The organism is Rhizobium sp. CCGE531 (assembly GCF_003627795.1).
Classification (GTDB): Bacteria; Pseudomonadota; Alphaproteobacteria; order Rhizobiales; family Rhizobiaceae; genus Rhizobium.
Window position 1 is genome coordinate 2884875 of record NZ_CP032684.1, and the last position, 16945, is coordinate 2901819.

Sequence of the window (16945 nt, forward strand, 5' to 3'; positions counted from 1 at the left end):
GGCCGATTGGCCGCGCGCGTTGCATATGGCTTTCCCTACCTATGCGGTCAGCCGGCCGATGACGATAACGACGACACCGAAGAGACGGATAAGCCTGCTTAACGCCTGCCTCCGGTCAACCAAAATAAAACCCGGAATCCGTTAGGGTTCCGGGGTTTTCGTCAAATTCGCCAGCCGATGAGATCAGGCCTTCGGGCGATTTCTGAATGCCTCAGCCTCGGCGTAGAACTTCTTTTCCCATTCCTTGTGATTGTCGAGGCCTTCCTTGATGAAGGGCGTGAAGATCGCCAGGTTCATCAGGGCCCAGTTGACGATGCGGGCCGGGAATTTCAGCGGCTTGACGAAATCGACGAAGAGCACGACGCGGGTCTTGTCGGAATGGTTCCAGGCTTCATGCTCATAGGCGTCGTCGAAAATCAGCGCCTTGCCTTCCTGCCAATGGCAAACCTGCTTGTCGACACGGATGGCGAGCTTCTCGTTCGGCTCCGGCACGATGAGGCCGAGATGCAGGCGAAGCACGCCATTATAGGGGCCGCGATGCGCCGGAAGATGCTTGCCCGGTTCGAAGATCGAGAACATCGCCGTCGTCAGGCCCGGTATCTTCTGCACGGCCGCCCAGGTATTCGGGCACGCTTTGACGTTCTGCTCGGACTTCACGCCGAAACCGAGGAGGAAGAAGGTCTTCCAGCGGGTATCGGTCGAGATGGTCTTCACATCGGTGGAGATATCCTGGAAGGTCGGCAGCTCGCTCTGGCGCAGCAGCACCTTTTCAAGCTCGGCGCGGATCGCCGGATAATCCTTCTCGATCTCGGCCGCCCAGGGGAAGGTCGCGGTGTCATAGACCGGCGGATTGCCGAGCTTGGCATATTTCAGATTGAGGCTTTCGGCCCAGGCGACGATGCCCATGAAAAAGCGGGTCATGGCGCTCGCGCGATCCATCGGCGCGATGCCGGCCGTGCCGAAGGTCTGTTCCGGAGTAGGAGATTGGTTGGAAGTGGGAGCAGGTGCGCTCAAGGGACTCTCCGTCATGTCTGTCTTTTGGGGGCGGTCCGGGAGGAAGGTTGGCCCGGGGAATCTGCATCCGAATCCCGGAATGAGAACCGGCTCGACACTAATAATGCTCGCCGTTCTTCTCGGATTGACGCCCGACTCCTTTGTTATGCGGTGATCATGATAGGCGATTATATGAGTTGATCAGTCGAATTTCGCAAGAGAGTCCGTTCGCAACGAGTGGTGGTTTGCGTGGAATGAATCTCCGCGATTCTCGAGAGGGATTCACCTCAGAATCGGCAAAAATGCGGCGAAATCTGCCGATCTCCAATCACGAAACAGTTTGAGCCTGAATTATTAGCCGGACAATTGCAAGCCCCGCCATCAGAGCCCCGATCGACAGGAAAACAGACAAGGCGACATAGGCGGCGGACGGTATCCATTGGCCGCGCTCCCACAGCATGACGCTTTCCAGCGCAAAGGTCGAAAACGTCGTGAAGCCGCCCAGAACGCCTGTTGTCAGAAACAATCGCCCCTCCTGCGACACACCGCCGCGCAAGGCGAAATATTCCGTCAGCAACCCCATGACGAATGGCCCAACGACATTGATGATGAGTGTGCCGAACGGAAATTCGGCCCCGAGCAGGCGAGCAACGATCTCGTTGATACCGAGGCGGAACGCGCCACCCAATCCGGCACCGAGAAACACGACAAGATAGAGCACGACAACCTCCAGCCGTCCTTGCGTCAAACCTTTCCGACCTTATGGGCATTTTATCGCCGCGTCTTCAGGTCGCGCTCGCCAATATGGCGAAGCGGCGTATCGGCGGGGATATTACCGGAAGCAGCACTCTTGGCGATGCCGAGCCGCTGCGACAGATAGATGCTGGTATGGCCGCTACAGATATAGGCAAGGAAGCAGGCGACGGCGAGATAGACGGTATGCGTCGCGCCGAAGAGCTCGATGCCCATGATCATGCAGGCAAGCGGCGTATTGGTCGCGCCGGCAAAGACGGCGACGAAACCCAACCCAGCAAAGAGATCGGCCGGCGCGCCGAGAATGGCGGCAAGCGCGTTACCAAGAGCGGCACCAATGAAGAACAAAGGTGTCACCTCCCCGCCCTTGAAGCCGGCACTCAGTGTCACGATCGTGAAGACGGCCTTCCAGAACCAGCTCCAGTAATCGACATGGGCCGGATCGAAGAAACCGAGGATCGTCGCATCGCCAGGATTGGGCGACCAGACGCCAAGCCCGAGATATTGCCGCGTGCCGAGCAGATAGACGAGACCGATCAATATCGCACTGGCGATGACAGGCCTGAGCGGCGCATAGGCGCAGAAGCGCTTGAATGCCGCCGACGCCCGATGCGAGACCTCGCTGAATGAGCGCGCCATCAGGCCGAAGATCACGCCGGCAATACCGACCTTGGCAAGCAGCGGCGCATCGAGATGGAAGGTACCGGCCGGTGTGCCGGCGAGGTAGCCGATCCGGTACTGGATGTGTTCGATGCCCCAGGCATGGCAGGTCCAATCGGCCGCGATCGCTGCCGCCAGGCTCGGGATCAGCGCTTCATATTGCATGCGCCCGATCGTTAGAACTTCGAGAGCGAAGACGGCACCTGCGATCGGTGTGCCGAAGACCGCGCCGAAACCCGCGGCGATCCCCGCCATGAGGAGAATGCGGATCTCGGCATGGCTAAGCCGGAAAATTCTGGCGAATGCGCTGGCAACGCTGCCGCCGAGCTGCACCGCCGTTCCCTCGCGTCCCGCCGAACCGCCGACCAGATGCGTCAAGACCGTCGAAACCAGGATGAAGGGCGCCATGCGCAACGGCACGCCGCCGCCGGGCTCGTGAATCTGGTCGACGATCAGATTGTTGCCGCCTTCCGATCCTCGGCCGAAGTGCTGATAGACCAGCACCATCAGGAAACCGGCAACCGGCATGAGGAAGATCAGCCAGGGATGGTCGAACCGATCAGCCGTCGCCTTGTCCAAGCTCCAAAGAAACAGCGCGCAGAGTGAGCCGACGACAACCGCCATCGGTACGACCAGGACTATCCATTTGAACAGGCTGCGAAACTGCTGAAAGCGATGATGAAAATAGGCGGAGGCGGACATCAGTTTGCCCCTCCCGCAAAGCCGAGGGATGGTCCTGCGGGGACAGTGGATAAGAGACATGAGCGGGATAACGGCAGGAAAACAGGCACGACTCTACTCCTTCGCCTTTCAGGCGCGTTGAGTAGGAGTCATCAGCTTCCCTGGAAAAATCAGAGCAGCGGTTCGGCCACCATGGCCCGGCAGAAATCCATTACCGTTGGAATTTCCATACAGAAACAGCCCCACCGCTGTCAATGTACCGTGGCAGACCGCATCTGGCGCAATGGCCTCAAATGGCTTTGGCGATCATCTCGATCGGCGCGAGCAGGCCGCCCTCGACCGACAGGTTGACGTTGCTCATGCGCTCGCCAGCTCGCGGGCCCATCAGCGTACGGACACCCTGGTCTCGCGCCTCGCCCGCCGCAGCCTTGGCGCGCGCTTCATGTGCCAGCCGGATTGCAAGAGCACTGCGATCCTGCTCCAGCTCCACCTTGAAGCCGGCTTCGTCAAGCAGATGACGATAGACGTCGGGGCTGCAGACGAAACTTGTCTCCGGCTCCATCGCCCACGGCATCGGATAGGGCAGCGCTCCCTCCCGCATCTGCATGATCTCATAAAGCCCGAAACGGCCGCCCGGCTTGAGAATGCGTCTGATCTCGGAAAACAGCCTCGCCTTGTCCTCGATGTTCATTCCAACATGGATGAGCGTCGTCCGGTCGACGCTGCCGCTCTCGAAAGGAAGCGCCAAAGCGCTGCCCTGCCGGAAGGAAACCAGATCCCCAAGGCCGCAGCGGGCCGTCAGCGAATTGGCGACCTGAACGAATTCTTCGGTGAGATCGATGCCCGACACGATGCATCCATAGGCATCGGCAAAATGGCGGGCGGGCCCGCCGAGCCCCGATCCGATATCGGCAAGCCGCAGGCCGGCGGCAAGATCGAGATCCCTTGCGAAATCCACCGTCGCCGCATGCCGCCCCAGGTGGAATTCATCGACATCGGCCAGATCGCGAATGCGCAGGTTTTCAATGTCCTTGCCGTCAGCCGCAAGGGTTTGCAGGATCGCCGTTTCCAGCGATCCGTGCGTGTAGTGGCTGGCAACTTTTTCCTCGGTAGACATCTTTGCACTCCCAAGGCCTTGCCTGAAGGTTGCTTATGATATCAGACCTTCAGTTCGCGCCGCTCGACTTCGGTCACCATGGCAAGATCCAGAACGCGCTGCAAGTTGGCCGCGTGGCGGAAGCTAGGGTCCTGGCTGCTGCCGGTCATGACAGCTTCGGCGAAGCGTTGGTAGTTAGTCAAGACCGGCGGCACCTCGAGTACCCTCCACGTCGCCGTTTCGGTGTCATCGCCAAGGCAGCCGCGCAGTTCGGAACCGTTCGGGCTGTGGGACACTTCGAGGCCGCCACGTTCGCCGTAGATGCGCAGCTTCAGCTCGTTCAGATGTCCCGTCGCCCAGCGGCTCGCATGCACGACACCGAGAGCGCCATTGGCGAAATCGACCGACATCGAGAAACTGTCGTTCGCGTCCAGGGTATATTCGCCGATACGTTCCCCGGGCGCCTTTTCGAAGGTCTTCAGGCGCGCGAAGACGTGGTCGATATCCGTTGCGGCGCCATAGGCGGCGAAATCGAGGATATGAATGCCGATATCGCCGAGAACGCCGTTCGAACCGTGTCCGGTCGACAGGCGCCAAAGCCATTTGGATTCGCTGCGCCAGTCGCCCCAGGCCTTGGAGACGAGCCAGCTCTGCAGATAGGACGCCTCGACATGCTTGACGGTGCCGATCTCGCCCGAGATCACCATCTCGCGCGCCTTCTGCAGCTGCGCGACATTGCGATAGGTCAGGTTGACCATGTTGACGACCCCCGCCCTTTCGGCGGCTTCCGTCATTTCGAGTGCCTTTTCATAATTCTCCGCGAGCGGCTTCTCGCAGAGAACATGCTTGCCGGCGGCAAGCAGCGGCAGGGTCGTCGGATGGTGGGCCTTGTCCGGCGTCACATTGGTCACCGCATCGAACTCACCCCAGGCAAGCGCCTCGTCGAGCGACGAGAAGCGATTCTTGATATCGAACACATCGCAAAAGGCGGTGAGCCTTGTCGCATCCGTATCGACGGCGCCGACGACTTCGACGCCGGGAATGCGGGCGAAATGCTCCACATGGTTTTTCGCCATGCCGCCCGTGCCAACTACTATGAGACGCATGTGATACCTCAGCGATAACCGGCTTCGCCGGTCTGGTGCAATTTCGGGCCGCGCTCGACGATCGGCTCCAATGCCTTTTCGACCGGCACGTTCGGCGCGTCATGGATGCTGGCCTGGGTGCCGAGCGGATTGTGGGCCCATTTCACGGAATTGATCAGAACCTTCTGAACGGTGCCGTTGTGATAGGTCGGATAGGTTTCATGGCCCGGGCGGAAATAGAAGATGTTGCCGGCACCACGGCGCCAGGTCATGCCCGAACGGAAGACTTCGCCGCCCTGGAACCAGGAGATGAATACGGTTTCCAGCGGCTCCGGAACGGAGAACTGTTCGCCGTACATTTCCTCGTTCTCAAGCTCGAAATGCTCGCCAAGGCCGGCCGCGATCGGATGGCGCGGATTAATGACCCAGAGACGCTCCCGTTCACCGGCTTCGCGCCATTTCAGCGCGCAGGGCGTACCCATGAGGCGCTTGAAGACTTTCGAGAAATGGCCGGAATGCAGGACGATCAGGCCCATGCCTTCCCATACGCGCTTGGCGACACGCTCGACGACCTCGTCCTTGACGGCGCCATGATCCTTGTGGCCCCACCACAACAGGACGTCGGTATCCTTCAGACGGGCTTCGCTGAGACCATGCTCCGGCTCCTGCAAAGTTGCAGTGGTCGCTTCGATACCGGCATCCACATTCAGCGCCTTGGCGATGGTGTTGTGCATGCCCTCCGGATAGATCTCGGCGACGACCTTGTTTGTCTGCTCATGAATGTTCTCGCCCCAAACGACGGCACGAATAGTCATTACGGCACTCCTCTTATACCATTGAAATTGAATAGGCTTATGCAATCCAAAGCGCTTTGGGAAAACGCCGAACATCAGGCCTCCATCAGCCTACTCGGGGCAAGAGATAAAACGTCCCCGCGAATTTGACAAAGACAAAACCAACCATAGACAACACCTGTGTTTTCAGTGCGACACGGATTTTGAAAAGAGATTGACGACGAGCACGCCGGCAATGATCAACCCCAGGCCAATGATGGCGGCAAGGTCGAGTTTCTGGCGGAAAAGCACCAGTCCCACCACGGAGATCAGCACGATGCCGAGCGCGCTCCAGATGGCGTAGGCGATGCCTACCGGAATGACCCGCAACGTTATCGAAAGGCAATAGAAGGCTGCGACATAGCAGACCACCAGAACCACCGTCGGGCCGAGGCGGGTAAACTGCTGCGACAGCTGCAACGCCGTCGTGCCGATCACCTCCAGCACGATCGCAACCAGCAGCATTGCATAGACCGATGCGTTCGCCATTCCATTTTCTCCGATAAGATTAGAGCTGCGTCAGCTCGATCAAGCGGTCGACCAGCCTTAGCCGGGCGCTTTCGTCCATGTCGTGGCTGCCGAGCAGGTCGGCAAGCCAGATCCCATCGGTCGCCAGCCTGACGATTGCCGCGTCCACCGAGGAGTCCGTGCCGACATATTCCTCGCTGCGCTCGCGCACCCATGCGTACCACCGCTGCCGCAATTGCGGCTCGGTAAGCAGCACCATCGTCACCTGCGCCCAGTCCTTCGTACCCTCGGGCTGATCGCGCAGCGCCAGGCAGGCATGCAGGTAACCGCGGGTAAAGCGGCCATGCGGCAGCGGATCGGCGCGCATCGCTTCCTCGATTGCCGCGTCCAGCCGTTCCAGCAGGCTCTCGAACAACGCTTCCAGAAGCATGTTCTTGCTGGGAAAATGATGCAGCAAACCGCCCTTGCTGACGCCGGACGCGCCGGAAACGGCATCCAGCGTCACCGCCGTCATCCCCTTTTCGGAAGCAAGCCGCGCCGCCACGTCCAGCAATTGCTGGCGGACGAACAAAGGCTGCTTCTTCCTATGATGCGCAGTGGACATGGCGACATAACATACCAGTTGGACGGTTTCGTCAACGACCTAATTGATTGCCTCTGAGCTTATCGGTTGTGGCTGCTCTTCGTGTTGCTCCCTCCTCAGTTTACGGAATGATGGGCCGCATCCTTCTCGTCGAAGATGCTCACCTTTGCTGCATCGATGGTGAAGGCGATCGGCGAGCCGGTCGCGATGGTCGTCATGCCGGGATCGGTGCCGATGATCTTCGAACCGTCCTTAAGCCTGACGTGAACGAGGGAACGGTCGCCCAGACGCTCCACGGTCTCGACCTGCCCGCCGATATCGCCCTTTTCCGCCGCCGTGACGACCAGATGCTCCGGACGGATGCCGAGCGTCAGCCCGGAATTCGAGAGGCCGTTGAGCGCTATCGCCGTCTTGATGACCGATCCATCAGGCAGCGTTGCCGTCGCCAGCCCGCCCGCCTCGCCGACATCGGCTATGTTGATGAAGTTCATGCCCGGCGACCCGACGAACTGAGCGACGTAGCGCGTCGCGGGGCGCGTATAGATCTCGACGGGTGAGGCCACCTGCTCGATCTTCTTGTTGTTGAGCAGGACGATACGGTCGGCGAGCGTCATCGCCTCTACCTGGTCGTGGGTGACGAACACCATCGTCGCACCCAGCCGCTCATGCAGCTGCGCCAGTTCGACGCGCGTGCGCGTGCGCAGGCCGGCATCGAGATTGGAAAGCGGCTCGTCGAACAGGAAGACATCGGGCTCGCGCACGATGGCGCGCCCGATCGCGACACGCTGGCGCTGGCCGCCTGATAGTGCCGAGGGCTTGCGATCCAGAAGATGCGGCATTTCAAGGATCTTCGCAGCCTCTTCGATGCGCCTGTTGATCTCGGCCTTCGGCGTTTTGATGTTGCGCAGGCCGAAGGACATGTTGTCGCGAACGGTCATGTGAGGATAGAGCGCATAGGATTGGAAGACCATCGATACGCCGCGCTCGCCCGGCGGCAGCTGGTCGACGCGCCGCCCGGCGATCCAGATTTCGCCGCCGGTGATCGACTCCAGTCCCGCGATCATGCGCAGCAATGTCGACTTTCCGCAGCCCGAGCCGCCGAGGAAGACGACGAACTCGCCTCGCTCGATCGTCAGATCGATGTCGTTGAGAACCTGCACGGCACCGAAATGCTTGGTGAGGGACTTGATGTTGATTCCTGCCACTTTACGCCTCCCGCGGAAAATCGAATTCGTCGGACTTGCCATTCATCGCGCTCCGCCCGACGACAGTCGGAACGGGGCTTCCGCATTGGTTATTTGACGGCACCTACCGCGACGCCGCGCGTGAGGGTCCGCTGGAAAATAAGGAAGAAGATCACCGTCGGCATGACGCCGAGCAGCGAGGCCGCCGCAATCGCCGTCGGCTCCTGCGTATTGGCTCCCGACAGCACGCCCATGGCGACGGAAACCGTCTGGTTATTGTTGGAAACCAGGAACACCAACGGGATCAGGAACTCGTTCCAGGTCCAGATGAAGAAGAAGGTTGCGAGAACCGCAAGCGTCGGCCGCAGGACCGGCACAATCACCATCCAGAGGATCTGCCAGCGGCTCGCATTGTCGATCTGCGCCGCCTCGATGATCTCGCGCGGAAATGTCGACATTACCGAGGAGAGCAGATAGGTGCCGAAAGCGGTATGCAAGACGCCGATGATCAGGATCACCGAAAGCATCGAGTCGAACAGGCCCACCTGCTTGGCCATGTAGTAGAGCGGATAGACCAGCGCCTCTTGCGGCGCCATGATCGCAATCAGCAGCACCACGAGCAGCGCCTGCCCACCACGCACCCGGCCGATACCGATGGCATAGGCGTTGAGCAGGCTGAGCACGACGGCCAGAATGGCCGTGCATCCGCTGATGAGAATACTGTTGAAGAGCTTGCGCGGGAAATCGACGGTCGCCCAGAAGTTCTTGAGCGCCGTCAGATCAAAGCTCTGCGGAAAGGCGAGCGGACCGTTGGCGGCATAATCGGAAGGCGTCTTGATGGCATTGACTGCGGCCAGGAAGAACGGAAAGAGCGTACCTGCAAGGAAAACCAGCAGGATGGCCAGGACGACCCATCGGCCTATCCCTTTCTTGTGGCCATGGTGCACCGAAACAGCCTGGGCGGAAAGCGAAGACGTGGCCGTCATATCAATGACCTCCCTCGGTTTGCTTCGATTGCATGCGCAGGAAAACGACGCCGAGTATGATGGTCACGGCCGTCTGCAATGTCGCGATTGCCGCGGCGTAGCCGACGCGGTTCGTCGTGAAGAAGTGATAGTAGGACAGATAGGACGGAACCGTCGTCGCATTGTCCGGCCCGCCTGAGGTCAGGACGTAGATCGGCGCAAAGACCTTGAGCGCCGCGATCAGCGTCGTGAGCGCAACCACGAAGATTTCGGGCATGAGCATCGGGATCGTTATGGAACGGAAGCGCCCGAACCAGCTTGCATTGTCGAGCTCGGCAGCCTCATAGAGCGAGGGGTCCACGCGCGCCAGCCCGGACATGAAGACCACAAGGCAGTAGCCGACCTGTACCCAGACGATGACGGCTGAAACCGCCCAAAGCGCATAGCTTGCATCCCCCAGCCAGTTCTTGGCGAGGAAATCGAGCCCGATCGCTTTCAGCACCGCATTGATGATGCCGATCGGATTGAGGATCCATGCCCAGAGAACGCCGGCGGCGGTCAGCGGCAGGATCTGCGGCAGATAGAAGCCCGCGCGAAAGAAGCTCGACCATCTCTCGCTGAATTGCGCGCTGATATAGTCGAAAAGCACCGCCGCAAGCAGCAATCCCAGCAGAATGGGCACGATGGTCATCGAAATGATGAACAGCAACGTATGCTGGATCGAACCCCAAAAGAGGGTATCCTGAAGCAATCTTTGATAGTTTTCCAGGCCGACATAGCGCGGCGGAATGACGCCGCCCTTCCATGTCGTGAAGCTGATTGCGAAATTGGCGATCAGCGGAATGAGCACGATGAGAACAAAGCCCAGCATTCCGGGGATCATATAGAGATAATACCCCGCCTTGCCGGCGTTCTTCGACTTATCCATCGAAATCCTCCAGTCCGATACGGCGAGGCGACATTGGAGCCGTCTCGCCGTTGTGATTGTCGCCGATGGTGTTACTGCGCTGCCTGCACGTCGTCGTAGGCCTTCTTCAGGCGTACCACGAACTGGTCAGGCGTGGTCGAACCGTTCACCAGGCCTGTCGTCGCCTGGATCAGCAGCTCGTAGTAGCCCGGCACCGGCCAATCCGGATAGAAGCCGAGGCCGCCCTTGCCGGAAATCTGGTTGAAGAGCTCGACATTGCGCTTGCCGACCTCGTCGGTGATCACGGCCGGATCGGCGGCGATGGCGACGCCGCCGAGATTGGCGTCCAGATTCTGGTTCTCCTTGTTCAGCACCAGATCGATGAATTCGTAGGCGAGATCCTTGTTCTTGGCGCTCTTCGGCACCATGAACAGGTTGCCGGTCGAACCGGTGCTGTATTTCGACGTCGGGAAGACGAACTGGCTCCATTTGAAGTTCTTGATCGAGCCGGCGAAATTGCCATTGTTCCAGGTGCCGCTGACAAACATCGGAGACGTGCCGGACGAGAAGAGGTTATCGGCACCGCCCGTGCCCTTAAGGCCGGTCGAATCCTTGGAGATGTAGCCCTTGCTCACCCAGTCGACGATCTTCTGAGCAGCAAACAGGAAGGGCTTGGTGTCGAGCGGCGCCTTGAGGCCCTGATAGTTCTTGACCCAGGTGTCGTCGGCCTGCGTCAGGGCCAGCGTGTAAAGCAGGTGCTGCGCGTTGGAATCCACCGTGCCATAGGCAAGCGGCGTAATGCCCTTCTTCTTGAAGGTGTCGAGAGCGGCTTCGAATTCCTCCAGCGTGGTCGGCACTTTCACGCCGTTGGCCTTGAACATGTCTATATTGTAGAAGACCGAGACGAATTCGGCATAGGTCGGAATACCGATCATCTGGCCCGAACCATAAATGCCGTTGGCGTCGTATTTGCTGAGCTGAGTGTTGGTTTCGTTGAGGATCTTGTCCCAGCCGCGCGACTTGAATTGGTCGTCAAGCGGCGTCAACAGGCCCTGAGAAGCGACCAGGCCGGCCGTAGCATTGCCCTTGTTGTATTCGAGAAGGTCCGGAGCCTGATCCGAGTTGAGGATAAGGCTGCCTGCCTTCTGCAATTGTTCGAAGGTCTTCTGTTCGAAATTGATGGTGATATCCGGATGCTTGGCCTTGAGCGTTTCAAGAGCCTTGGTCCAGGCCTTGGCCTGAGGCGTGTCGGGCAACTCGAACCACCAGACGTTAAATGTCTTGCTCTGGGCTTGCGCCACACCGGCAGCCAACAGAAGCGACATGCCGGCTGTGATCGCCAGCTTCGAAAAAATATTCATATATGCTCCTCCACCATGCGAACCGTGACGGTATCTCCCCGACGACATGGCCCGCGCTGCCATCGGCGTTTTCTCTTCGCTGCACCAAGCGCTCGCCTGTCACATGGGACAGGAGGCGGACGCTCGGCGGTTCCTCCGTTAGGCACCCGTCCTGCCCGAAGCGTCTGCCGCTCCGGGCATCTCATTAACGCACAACTTGCCCCCTAAATCGATGCAGTTCTGCAAATCATGCGTTACTCGACGAATTCGCCTCCCCGGCTTCTCTTGAGATAGTTCAGGCCGTGAACCTGGCCAGTCATTTCGAGCGCGTCGCGATAGACCGGATCATGCCAGCCTTCGATGTCGATGGAACCGGACCAGCCGGCAAGGCGCAGCTCGGAGATGATGTCGGTCCAGTTGCTGTCGCCGAAGCCCGGCGTGCGCATGAAGACGAACTTCTCCTTGCCGAAAATGCCGTGTTCCTTGATGACGTCCCAGCGGATCGTTGCATCCTTGCCGTGAACGTGGAAGATCTTGCTCGCCCATTTGCGGATCTGCGGCAGCGGCTCGATCAGATAGACCATCTGATGGCACGGCTCCCATTCCAAGCCGACATTGTCGTCCGGGGTCTCGTTGAACATCAGCTCCCAGGCATCCGGGTTATGCGCGATGTTCCAGTCGCCGGTCGCCCAGTTGCCATCCATGGCGCAATTTTCGAAGGCGATCTTGATGCCCTTGTCGGCGGCACGCTTGGCAAGCTCGCTCCAGACCTGCTTGTAGCGCGGCAGGCTGTCGGTGAGCGGCTTGTCGCGGATACGGCCGGTGAAGCCGGCAACGCAGGTCGCGCCGAAATGATGGGCATTGTCGATGCAGTCCTTCCAGCCCTGCAGCGTCTGCAGGTCCATCTCGCGCTCTTCGAGCGGATTGCCGAACATGCCGACGGTCGAGATCGCGATGTCGCGGTCGCCGATGGCATCGCGGCAGCGCTTGCCGAGATCGGCAAGGTTCTGGCCGTTGGTGGTCTGCCAGAAAAACGGCTCGAAGCTTTCGAAGCCCAGATCGGCGATCTTGGCGATGCCCTTGGCGGCATCCTCGTTCGTCGCCTTGATCATCGTGCCGATGCGGATGGCCTTTGCCGGATTTGTCATGATGTCACTGTCCTTGTGATGAAATATCGACGCGCCGGCCCGTCTTGGCGCTCTCGATAGCGCCGAGAACCATGGCGAGGCTGCGAATGTTGTCACCGCTTGCGGTCTCGGGCGGCTTGCCGGTTTTGATCGCTTCGATGAAGGAGGCAATGACGCTGGCATGGCCGTGCGTCTCTTCCTCGTGCTTCGGTCCGGGAACCTCGATCGGGGTGAAGCCATGCAGCAGGCCCGGCTCGTCGCCGGCAACGCCTGCCTCGAAATTCTCCTCGCCGTCCCAGGTCAGCATGCCTTTGCTGCCGGTGAGCCGCCATTGGCTTTCCCAGCTCGTGCGCCGGCCCTCGGCGCACCAGGAGCCGCGATAGCTGAAAACGACGTCGTCGGAAAAATCGAACAGCGCATGCGCCGATGCGCCATGCTTGTACCAGGACCCAACAGGGTTCTTTTCGACGCAGTAGACCGAGAGCGGCACCTTGCCGGATACGAAACGGGCGGCATCAAAGGTGTGGATCGCCATGTCGAGCAGCAACACGTTGTCCATCTCCTCGCGGAAGCCGCCGAAATGCGGACCGAGGAAGAAATCGCAATGAACGCCCGTGAGCTCGCCGATCGCCCCCTCTTCCACCAAGCGTCGCATACGACGGATGCCGGAGATGAAACGGCGGTTCTGGATGATGGCATGGACCTTGCCGGCCTCGGCGGCCAGGTCGACAAGCGCGGCACCTTCGGCCAGCGACGTCGCCATCGGCTTTTCGCTCAAGACATGGCAGCCGGCCTTCAGTGCCGTCGAAACCACGCCGAAACGGGCGGCCGGGATGACGACGTCGAAGACCAGATCCGCCTTGGTCGCCGCGATGACTTCGGCGAGATCCGAACCGATGACGGCACGGTCGAGAGAAAATTCTTTTGCAAGGCTTTCAGCTGTGGCGCGATTGAGATCGACCAGACCGACGATCTGAATGGATTCGGCAAGCGCCGGCGTCGAGGCGATGGCCCTGAGCCAGCCTTTGGACATAGCTCCGCACCCGCACAAAATGGCATTAAATTTCACGATGTCCTCCAGCGGGCGGTGCGGAAACTCCTCATGACACGCGCTCCGTAAACGTTTACGATACTATGCGAAAAGATTTTCCTGTGTCAATAGAGGAGGACAATGGAAAATGGCGCATGGGGGAAAACCGCGGCCGATGAAGGGAATTCGTCAGCTTGCCGAGCATCTCGATATCTCGATCGGCACAGTATCACGCGCGTTGAACGGCAAGCCTGATGTCAACGAGGAGACCCGCAAGCGCGTTCTCGCCGCTGCCGAGCAGCTGGGTTACGTGGCCAATCAATCAGGACGCAGCCTGCGGCAAGGCACGACGAACGTCATCGGCCTGATGATCCAGTCCAGTCGGGAAACGGTTGAAAACAGCGACAATTTCTTTCTGACGGTGACCGGGGGGCTGCAGAGCGTATTCTCGCGCCACAAGCTCGATCTGATCATGCTGCCCTGCCCGCATGACGAAGATCCGTATGAATATCTGAAGCGCATGGTCGCAAGACGCGTCGTCGACGCCCTCATCATTTCGGAGACGCAGCGCGTCGACAAGCGCTTCGACCTGCTCGCCAAGGCGAAGATCCCGTTTGCAGCGCTCGGCCGCAGCCTTTCGGGCGCGCAGCATCCCTGGGCCGACCTCGATTTCGACGGCGTCGTCAATTGCGCCGTCGACCGGCTCGTGGCGCATGGGCATCGCCGCATCGCCATCAGCGCCCCCTCCAGCGACATCAATCTCGGCTTCGTCTTCGTGGAGGGCTATCGCCGGGCGCTGGAGCGGCACGGCATCGCCTATGATCCGGCCGTGGTCATTCGCGCCAAATCCAGCGAACAGGGCGGCTATCAGGTCGCCGACGAGCTGTTGCACCTCGAAGACAGGCCGACGGCCGTGATCCTGATCTACGAATTGATGGCGATCGGCTTCTATCGACGCGTGATGGAAGCCGGTATCATCCCGGGGCGTGACATTGCCGTCGTCAGCTTCCGCGAGGCGCCCCGCGCCAAGTTCCTGCAACCGGCGTTGACCTGTTTTCGGACGTCAGTGCACGACCTCGGCGTCGAGCTGGCGGAGATCCTGCTTTCCAGCATGCCCGCCTACAGCCAGGAATACCCCAGGAAGACGCGCCAGACTGTCTGGCCGCTCGAGCTCATTCCCGGGGAAAGCGATGCTTTCCAGCTGACGACGACAAAATAGGCAGCGCCGAAACGCCGCACCGGTCGCTTCGACGGTTGCGGCCGCGCCCGTCAATTGCCATGTAGGACATCGCAAACAGGGGCCTGGCGCTTGAGCGAAGAAATCATCACACTTTACGACGCGATCGGTGGCGACCGCACGGTGCGGGCACTGACTTCGCGCTTCTACGAATTGATGGATACGCTGCCCGAGGCAGCCAATTGCCGCGCCGTGCATCCGCCGAGCCTCGCAGGCTCGCAGGAGAAATTCTACGAATACCTGACCGGCTATCTCGGCGGTCCGCAGCTCTATATCGAGAAGCGTGGCCATCCCCGCCTGCGCAGCCGGCATTTTGTCGCCGCCATCGGCCCGAAAGAACGCGACGAATGGCTGCTGTGCTTCCGCCGCGCCATGGATGAAACCATCGAAAACGAAAAGCTGCGGGCCGTTATCTGGGAGCCGGTCGAGCGTCTGGCCTTCCACATGCAGAACAGGGAATGAGGAAAACATGAGCATTGGCGCCGTAATCCGTCCGGCCACCCTGTTTGTCGCCGGTCTCCTCGGCGGTGGCGGCGTCGCGCTTGCCGCAGCCGCCACTCATGGCGGCGACACGCATTTCCTCGGCGCCGCCTCGACCATGAGCCTCGCCCACGCCCCTGCCCTCCTGGCGCTCTATGCGGGATATGATCGCATCCGCACAGCGCCGGCCGCCGCTATTCTGCTGGGATTGGGAACACTGATCTTCGCCGGCGATCTCGTCATCAGGCATTTCGGCGGCGGCTCGCTCTTTCCGATGGCCGCTCCGACGGGCGGGATGGGCATGATCGCCGGCTGGGCGGCGGTAGCAATCGGCGCCTTTTTCAGAACCGGTGCGACCAAGGCCTGAGAGAAAGCTGCCTTACGGGGACAGGCGGCTCTGCCTCAAATCCCCGGAACGACAGCGAAGCCCTCGAATTGCGGCGGGCCCCAATAGAGGCGCTTGTTATCGCCAGCGCTACGATGCGCCGTGCGAAAATGTTCGGATTTCGTCCAGTTGATGAAATCTTCTTCGCTATGCCAGATGGTGTGCGAGGAAAACAGCGTATAGCCCTCTTCGATATCCGCCTTGCCGCGCAGGAGACGGAACTCAAGAAAACCGGGCACTTCCGATAGCCGGGAATCGCGCCCTCTCCACACCTCTTCGAATTCGCCCTCCAAACCGATGACGACCTTGAAGCGGTTCATGGCAATATACATGGCAACCTCGTTCGACGATCAGACCTTCTTGCGACGGGCGACAGTCTTATCCACGTCAGGTGCAAAGGCAACGACATTCGCGCCGTTACGGCTCGTCTCGTCCAGCGGCTGATCCGGCGCCTCTCCCGGCCGCCGCGCCTTCGAGGACGGGAAGGAGGCAATATTGGCGGCACGCTGCTGCTCTTCGGCGCGGCGCATCAGCAATTCATAGAGTTCGGGCACAAGCCCGTCGCCATTCCGTGCGGCCAGCTTGTGCAAGCCGATCAGCACAAACCGGTCAGGGCCATTATCGATCATCGGGAAGCATCTCGTTCGTTCATGGTATGCAGCGCCCGCTCGAGGCTGGACTTGCTGCCATTGCGCAAGGGAATGAACGCCTTGCCGAATTTCTTGCAGCCTGTCTTTACCCGCAGGCAGGCATCATGGCTGATGCAATCGATCGGGCAGAAGACACAGTCAACCGACGGCAGCACGGTATCGATGCGGGATACCGCCTCGCGCAGGCCGCCATCATGATGGATCAGCTCCGCGCCGAAGCTGCTGGCGATCTGGCGCAGATGCGCCACCTGGCAATCGCGACCGCCCACATAGAGGAAGCTGCGCCCATCAAGAGTGGATTTTCCGGAAGCCTGCGCCGTCGTCTGCGTCTCACGGCTCTCGCGGCCAGAATCCCTCTTCCCCTTACGCGCCATGCATCACCCGTTTGCTGGTTGCTCTTACGCGCTCGATTCCATTGAGCGCGAGGCGACCATATTAAACTTGATTTTTGCAGTAAAGTATAAAGTTGATAATTTTCATCATATTTT

The 16945-nt window shown here is 60.0% G+C and carries 20 protein-coding genes and 1 riboswitch; of the genes, 3 read left to right on the forward strand and 17 right to left on the reverse strand.

Annotation, left to right across the window (positions count from 1 at the left end):
• Window positions 1–183: 183 nt before the first annotated feature.
• The 14 genes from CCGE531_RS14085 to CCGE531_RS14150 all read right to left on the reverse strand — a co-directional run bounded on the left by CCGE531_RS14085 (window position 184) and on the right by CCGE531_RS14150 (window position 13744).
• On the reverse strand, window positions 184–1029 hold the full coding sequence (locus CCGE531_RS14085) for an aspartyl/asparaginyl beta-hydroxylase domain-containing protein (protein WP_120664721.1): 846 nt from the start codon (window positions 1027–1029) through the stop codon (window positions 184–186).
• Between the two features lie 292 nt (window positions 1030–1321).
• On the reverse strand, window positions 1322–1714 hold the full coding sequence (gene crcB, locus CCGE531_RS14090; protein WP_120666838.1) for a fluoride efflux transporter CrcB: 393 nt from the start codon (window positions 1712–1714) through the stop codon (window positions 1322–1324).
• Between the two features lie 50 nt (window positions 1715–1764).
• On the reverse strand, window positions 1765–3108 hold the full coding sequence (locus CCGE531_RS14095; protein WP_120664722.1) for a voltage-gated chloride channel family protein: 1344 nt from the start codon (window positions 3106–3108) through the stop codon (window positions 1765–1767).
• A gap of 115 nt (window positions 3109–3223) precedes the next feature.
• A riboswitch (Fluoride riboswitch) is annotated at window positions 3224–3312 on the reverse strand.
• Between the two features lie 64 nt (window positions 3313–3376).
• Window positions 3377–4204, reverse strand: a complete 828-nt coding sequence (locus tag CCGE531_RS14100) for a methyltransferase domain-containing protein (RefSeq protein ID WP_120664723.1) — start codon at window positions 4202–4204, stop codon at window positions 3377–3379.
• A gap of 41 nt (window positions 4205–4245) precedes the next feature.
• On the reverse strand, window positions 4246–5289 hold the full coding sequence (locus CCGE531_RS14105; RefSeq protein ID WP_120664724.1) for a Gfo/Idh/MocA family oxidoreductase: 1044 nt from the start codon (window positions 5287–5289) through the stop codon (window positions 4246–4248).
• A gap of 8 nt (window positions 5290–5297) precedes the next feature.
• Window positions 5298–6083: a ThuA domain-containing protein gene (locus CCGE531_RS14110; RefSeq protein ID WP_120664725.1), complete on the reverse strand. Its 786-nt coding sequence runs from the start codon at window positions 6081–6083 to the stop codon at window positions 5298–5300.
• A 165-nt stretch (window positions 6084–6248) separates the two neighbouring features.
• Window positions 6249–6590 (reverse strand): SMR family transporter, encoded by a 342-nt coding sequence (locus CCGE531_RS14115; RefSeq protein WP_120664726.1) that lies wholly within the window; start codon window positions 6588–6590, stop codon window positions 6249–6251.
• A 19-nt stretch (window positions 6591–6609) separates the two neighbouring features.
• Window positions 6610–7173: a TetR/AcrR family transcriptional regulator gene (locus CCGE531_RS14120; RefSeq protein WP_120664727.1), complete on the reverse strand. Its 564-nt coding sequence runs from the start codon at window positions 7171–7173 to the stop codon at window positions 6610–6612.
• A 95-nt stretch (window positions 7174–7268) separates the two neighbouring features.
• Window positions 7269–8357 carry a sn-glycerol-3-phosphate ABC transporter ATP-binding protein UgpC gene (ugpC, locus tag CCGE531_RS14125; protein WP_120664728.1) on the reverse strand — a complete coding sequence of 363 codons (1089 nt, stop codon included), beginning with the start codon at window positions 8355–8357 and terminating at the stop codon, window positions 7269–7271.
• An 89-nt stretch (window positions 8358–8446) separates the two neighbouring features.
• On the reverse strand, window positions 8447–9322 hold the full coding sequence (locus CCGE531_RS14130; RefSeq protein ID WP_120664729.1) for a carbohydrate ABC transporter permease: 876 nt from the start codon (window positions 9320–9322) through the stop codon (window positions 8447–8449).
• A 1-nt stretch (window position 9323) separates the two neighbouring features.
• Window positions 9324–10229 (reverse strand): sugar ABC transporter permease, encoded by a 906-nt coding sequence (locus CCGE531_RS14135; protein ID WP_120664730.1) that lies wholly within the window; start codon window positions 10227–10229, stop codon window positions 9324–9326.
• A gap of 71 nt (window positions 10230–10300) precedes the next feature.
• Complete coding sequence (locus CCGE531_RS14140) at window positions 10301–11569, reverse strand: extracellular solute-binding protein (protein ID WP_120664731.1); 1269 nt, start codon at window positions 11567–11569, stop codon at window positions 10301–10303.
• A 233-nt stretch (window positions 11570–11802) separates the two neighbouring features.
• Window positions 11803–12696, reverse strand: a complete 894-nt coding sequence (locus tag CCGE531_RS14145; protein WP_120664732.1) for a sugar phosphate isomerase/epimerase — start codon at window positions 12694–12696, stop codon at window positions 11803–11805.
• Between the two features lie 4 nt (window positions 12697–12700).
• Window positions 12701–13744, reverse strand: coding sequence for a Gfo/Idh/MocA family oxidoreductase (locus CCGE531_RS14150; protein WP_120664733.1), 1044 nt, complete (start codon window positions 13742–13744; stop codon window positions 12701–12703).
• 136 nt (window positions 13745–13880) lie between these two features.
• On the opposite strand from CCGE531_RS14150, the gene CCGE531_RS14155 reads away from it, so the two are divergent.
• The 3 genes from CCGE531_RS14155 to CCGE531_RS14165 all read left to right on the forward strand — a co-directional run bounded on the left by CCGE531_RS14155 (window position 13881) and on the right by CCGE531_RS14165 (window position 15789).
• Window positions 13881–14924, forward strand: a complete 1044-nt coding sequence (locus CCGE531_RS14155; protein WP_120664734.1) for a substrate-binding domain-containing protein — start codon at window positions 13881–13883, stop codon at window positions 14922–14924.
• A 90-nt stretch (window positions 14925–15014) separates the two neighbouring features.
• Complete coding sequence (locus CCGE531_RS14160; RefSeq protein WP_120664735.1) at window positions 15015–15404, forward strand: group II truncated hemoglobin; 390 nt, start codon at window positions 15015–15017, stop codon at window positions 15402–15404.
• A gap of 7 nt (window positions 15405–15411) precedes the next feature.
• Window positions 15412–15789, forward strand: a complete 378-nt coding sequence (locus tag CCGE531_RS14165; RefSeq protein WP_120664736.1) for a DUF423 domain-containing protein — start codon at window positions 15412–15414, stop codon at window positions 15787–15789.
• Between the two features lie 35 nt (window positions 15790–15824).
• Here CCGE531_RS14165 and CCGE531_RS14170 read toward each other — a convergent pair whose 3' ends face one another.
• Genes CCGE531_RS14170 through CCGE531_RS14180 form a run of 3 tightly spaced genes read right to left on the reverse strand, consistent with a single transcriptional unit; the run spans window position 15825 to window position 16831 of the window.
• The gene (locus tag CCGE531_RS14170; RefSeq protein WP_120664737.1) at window positions 15825–16139 is read right to left on the reverse strand and encodes an antibiotic biosynthesis monooxygenase; all 315 of its coding nucleotides are present in this window, start codon (window positions 16137–16139) and stop codon (window positions 15825–15827) included.
• An 18-nt stretch (window positions 16140–16157) separates the two neighbouring features.
• Entirely contained in the window at window positions 16158–16436 is a 279-nt protein-coding gene (locus tag CCGE531_RS14175; RefSeq protein WP_120664738.1) for a hypothetical protein, read from the reverse strand.
• On the reverse strand, window positions 16433–16831 hold the full coding sequence (locus CCGE531_RS14180) for a DUF2325 domain-containing protein (RefSeq protein ID WP_120664739.1): 399 nt from the start codon (window positions 16829–16831) through the stop codon (window positions 16433–16435). The genes CCGE531_RS14175 and CCGE531_RS14180 overlap by 4 nt, the downstream gene beginning before the upstream one ends.
• Window positions 16832–16945 lie beyond the last annotated feature (114 nt).

What these genes read in the sequence shown, in the direction of transcription:
- CCGE531_RS14085 (WP_120664721.1), bottom strand. Translation starts at nt 1,029, where the DNA reads ATGACGGAGAGTCCCTTGAGCGCACCTGCTCCCACTTCCAACCAATCT.
- CCGE531_RS14095 (WP_120664722.1), bottom strand. Translation starts at nt 3,108, where the DNA reads ATGTCCGCCTCCGCCTATTTTCATCATCGCTTTCAGCAGTTTCGCAGC.
- CCGE531_RS14100 (WP_120664723.1), bottom strand. Translation starts at nt 4,204, where the DNA reads ATGTCTACCGAGGAAAAAGTTGCCAGCCACTACACGCACGGATCGCTG.
- CCGE531_RS14105 (WP_120664724.1), bottom strand. Translation starts at nt 5,289, where the DNA reads ATGCGTCTCATAGTAGTTGGCACGGGCGGCATGGCGAAAAACCATGTG.
- CCGE531_RS14110 (WP_120664725.1), bottom strand. Translation starts at nt 6,083, where the DNA reads ATGACTATTCGTGCCGTCGTTTGGGGCGAGAACATTCATGAGCAGACA.
- CCGE531_RS14115 (WP_120664726.1), bottom strand. Translation starts at nt 6,590, where the DNA reads ATGGCGAACGCATCGGTCTATGCAATGCTGCTGGTTGCGATCGTGCTG.
- CCGE531_RS14120 (WP_120664727.1), bottom strand. Translation starts at nt 7,173, where the DNA reads ATGTCCACTGCGCATCATAGGAAGAAGCAGCCTTTGTTCGTCCGCCAG.
- CCGE531_RS14130 (WP_120664729.1), bottom strand. Translation starts at nt 9,322, where the DNA reads ATGACGGCCACGTCTTCGCTTTCCGCCCAGGCTGTTTCGGTGCACCAT.
- CCGE531_RS14135 (WP_120664730.1), bottom strand. Translation starts at nt 10,229, where the DNA reads ATGGATAAGTCGAAGAACGCCGGCAAGGCGGGGTATTATCTCTATATG.
- CCGE531_RS14140 (WP_120664731.1), bottom strand. Translation starts at nt 11,569, where the DNA reads ATGAATATTTTTTCGAAGCTGGCGATCACAGCCGGCATGTCGCTTCTG.
- CCGE531_RS14145 (WP_120664732.1), bottom strand. Translation starts at nt 12,696, where the DNA reads ATGACAAATCCGGCAAAGGCCATCCGCATCGGCACGATGATCAAGGCG.
- CCGE531_RS14155 (WP_120664734.1), top strand. Translation starts at nt 13,881, where the DNA reads ATGAAGGGAATTCGTCAGCTTGCCGAGCATCTCGATATCTCGATCGGC.
- CCGE531_RS14165 (WP_120664736.1), top strand. Translation starts at nt 15,412, where the DNA reads ATGAGCATTGGCGCCGTAATCCGTCCGGCCACCCTGTTTGTCGCCGGT.
- CCGE531_RS14170 (WP_120664737.1), bottom strand. Translation starts at nt 16,139, where the DNA reads ATGTATATTGCCATGAACCGCTTCAAGGTCGTCATCGGTTTGGAGGGC.
- CCGE531_RS14175 (WP_120664738.1), bottom strand. Translation starts at nt 16,436, where the DNA reads ATGATCGATAATGGCCCTGACCGGTTTGTGCTGATCGGCTTGCACAAG.
- CCGE531_RS14180 (WP_120664739.1), bottom strand. Translation starts at nt 16,831, where the DNA reads ATGGCGCGTAAGGGGAAGAGGGATTCTGGCCGCGAGAGCCGTGAGACG.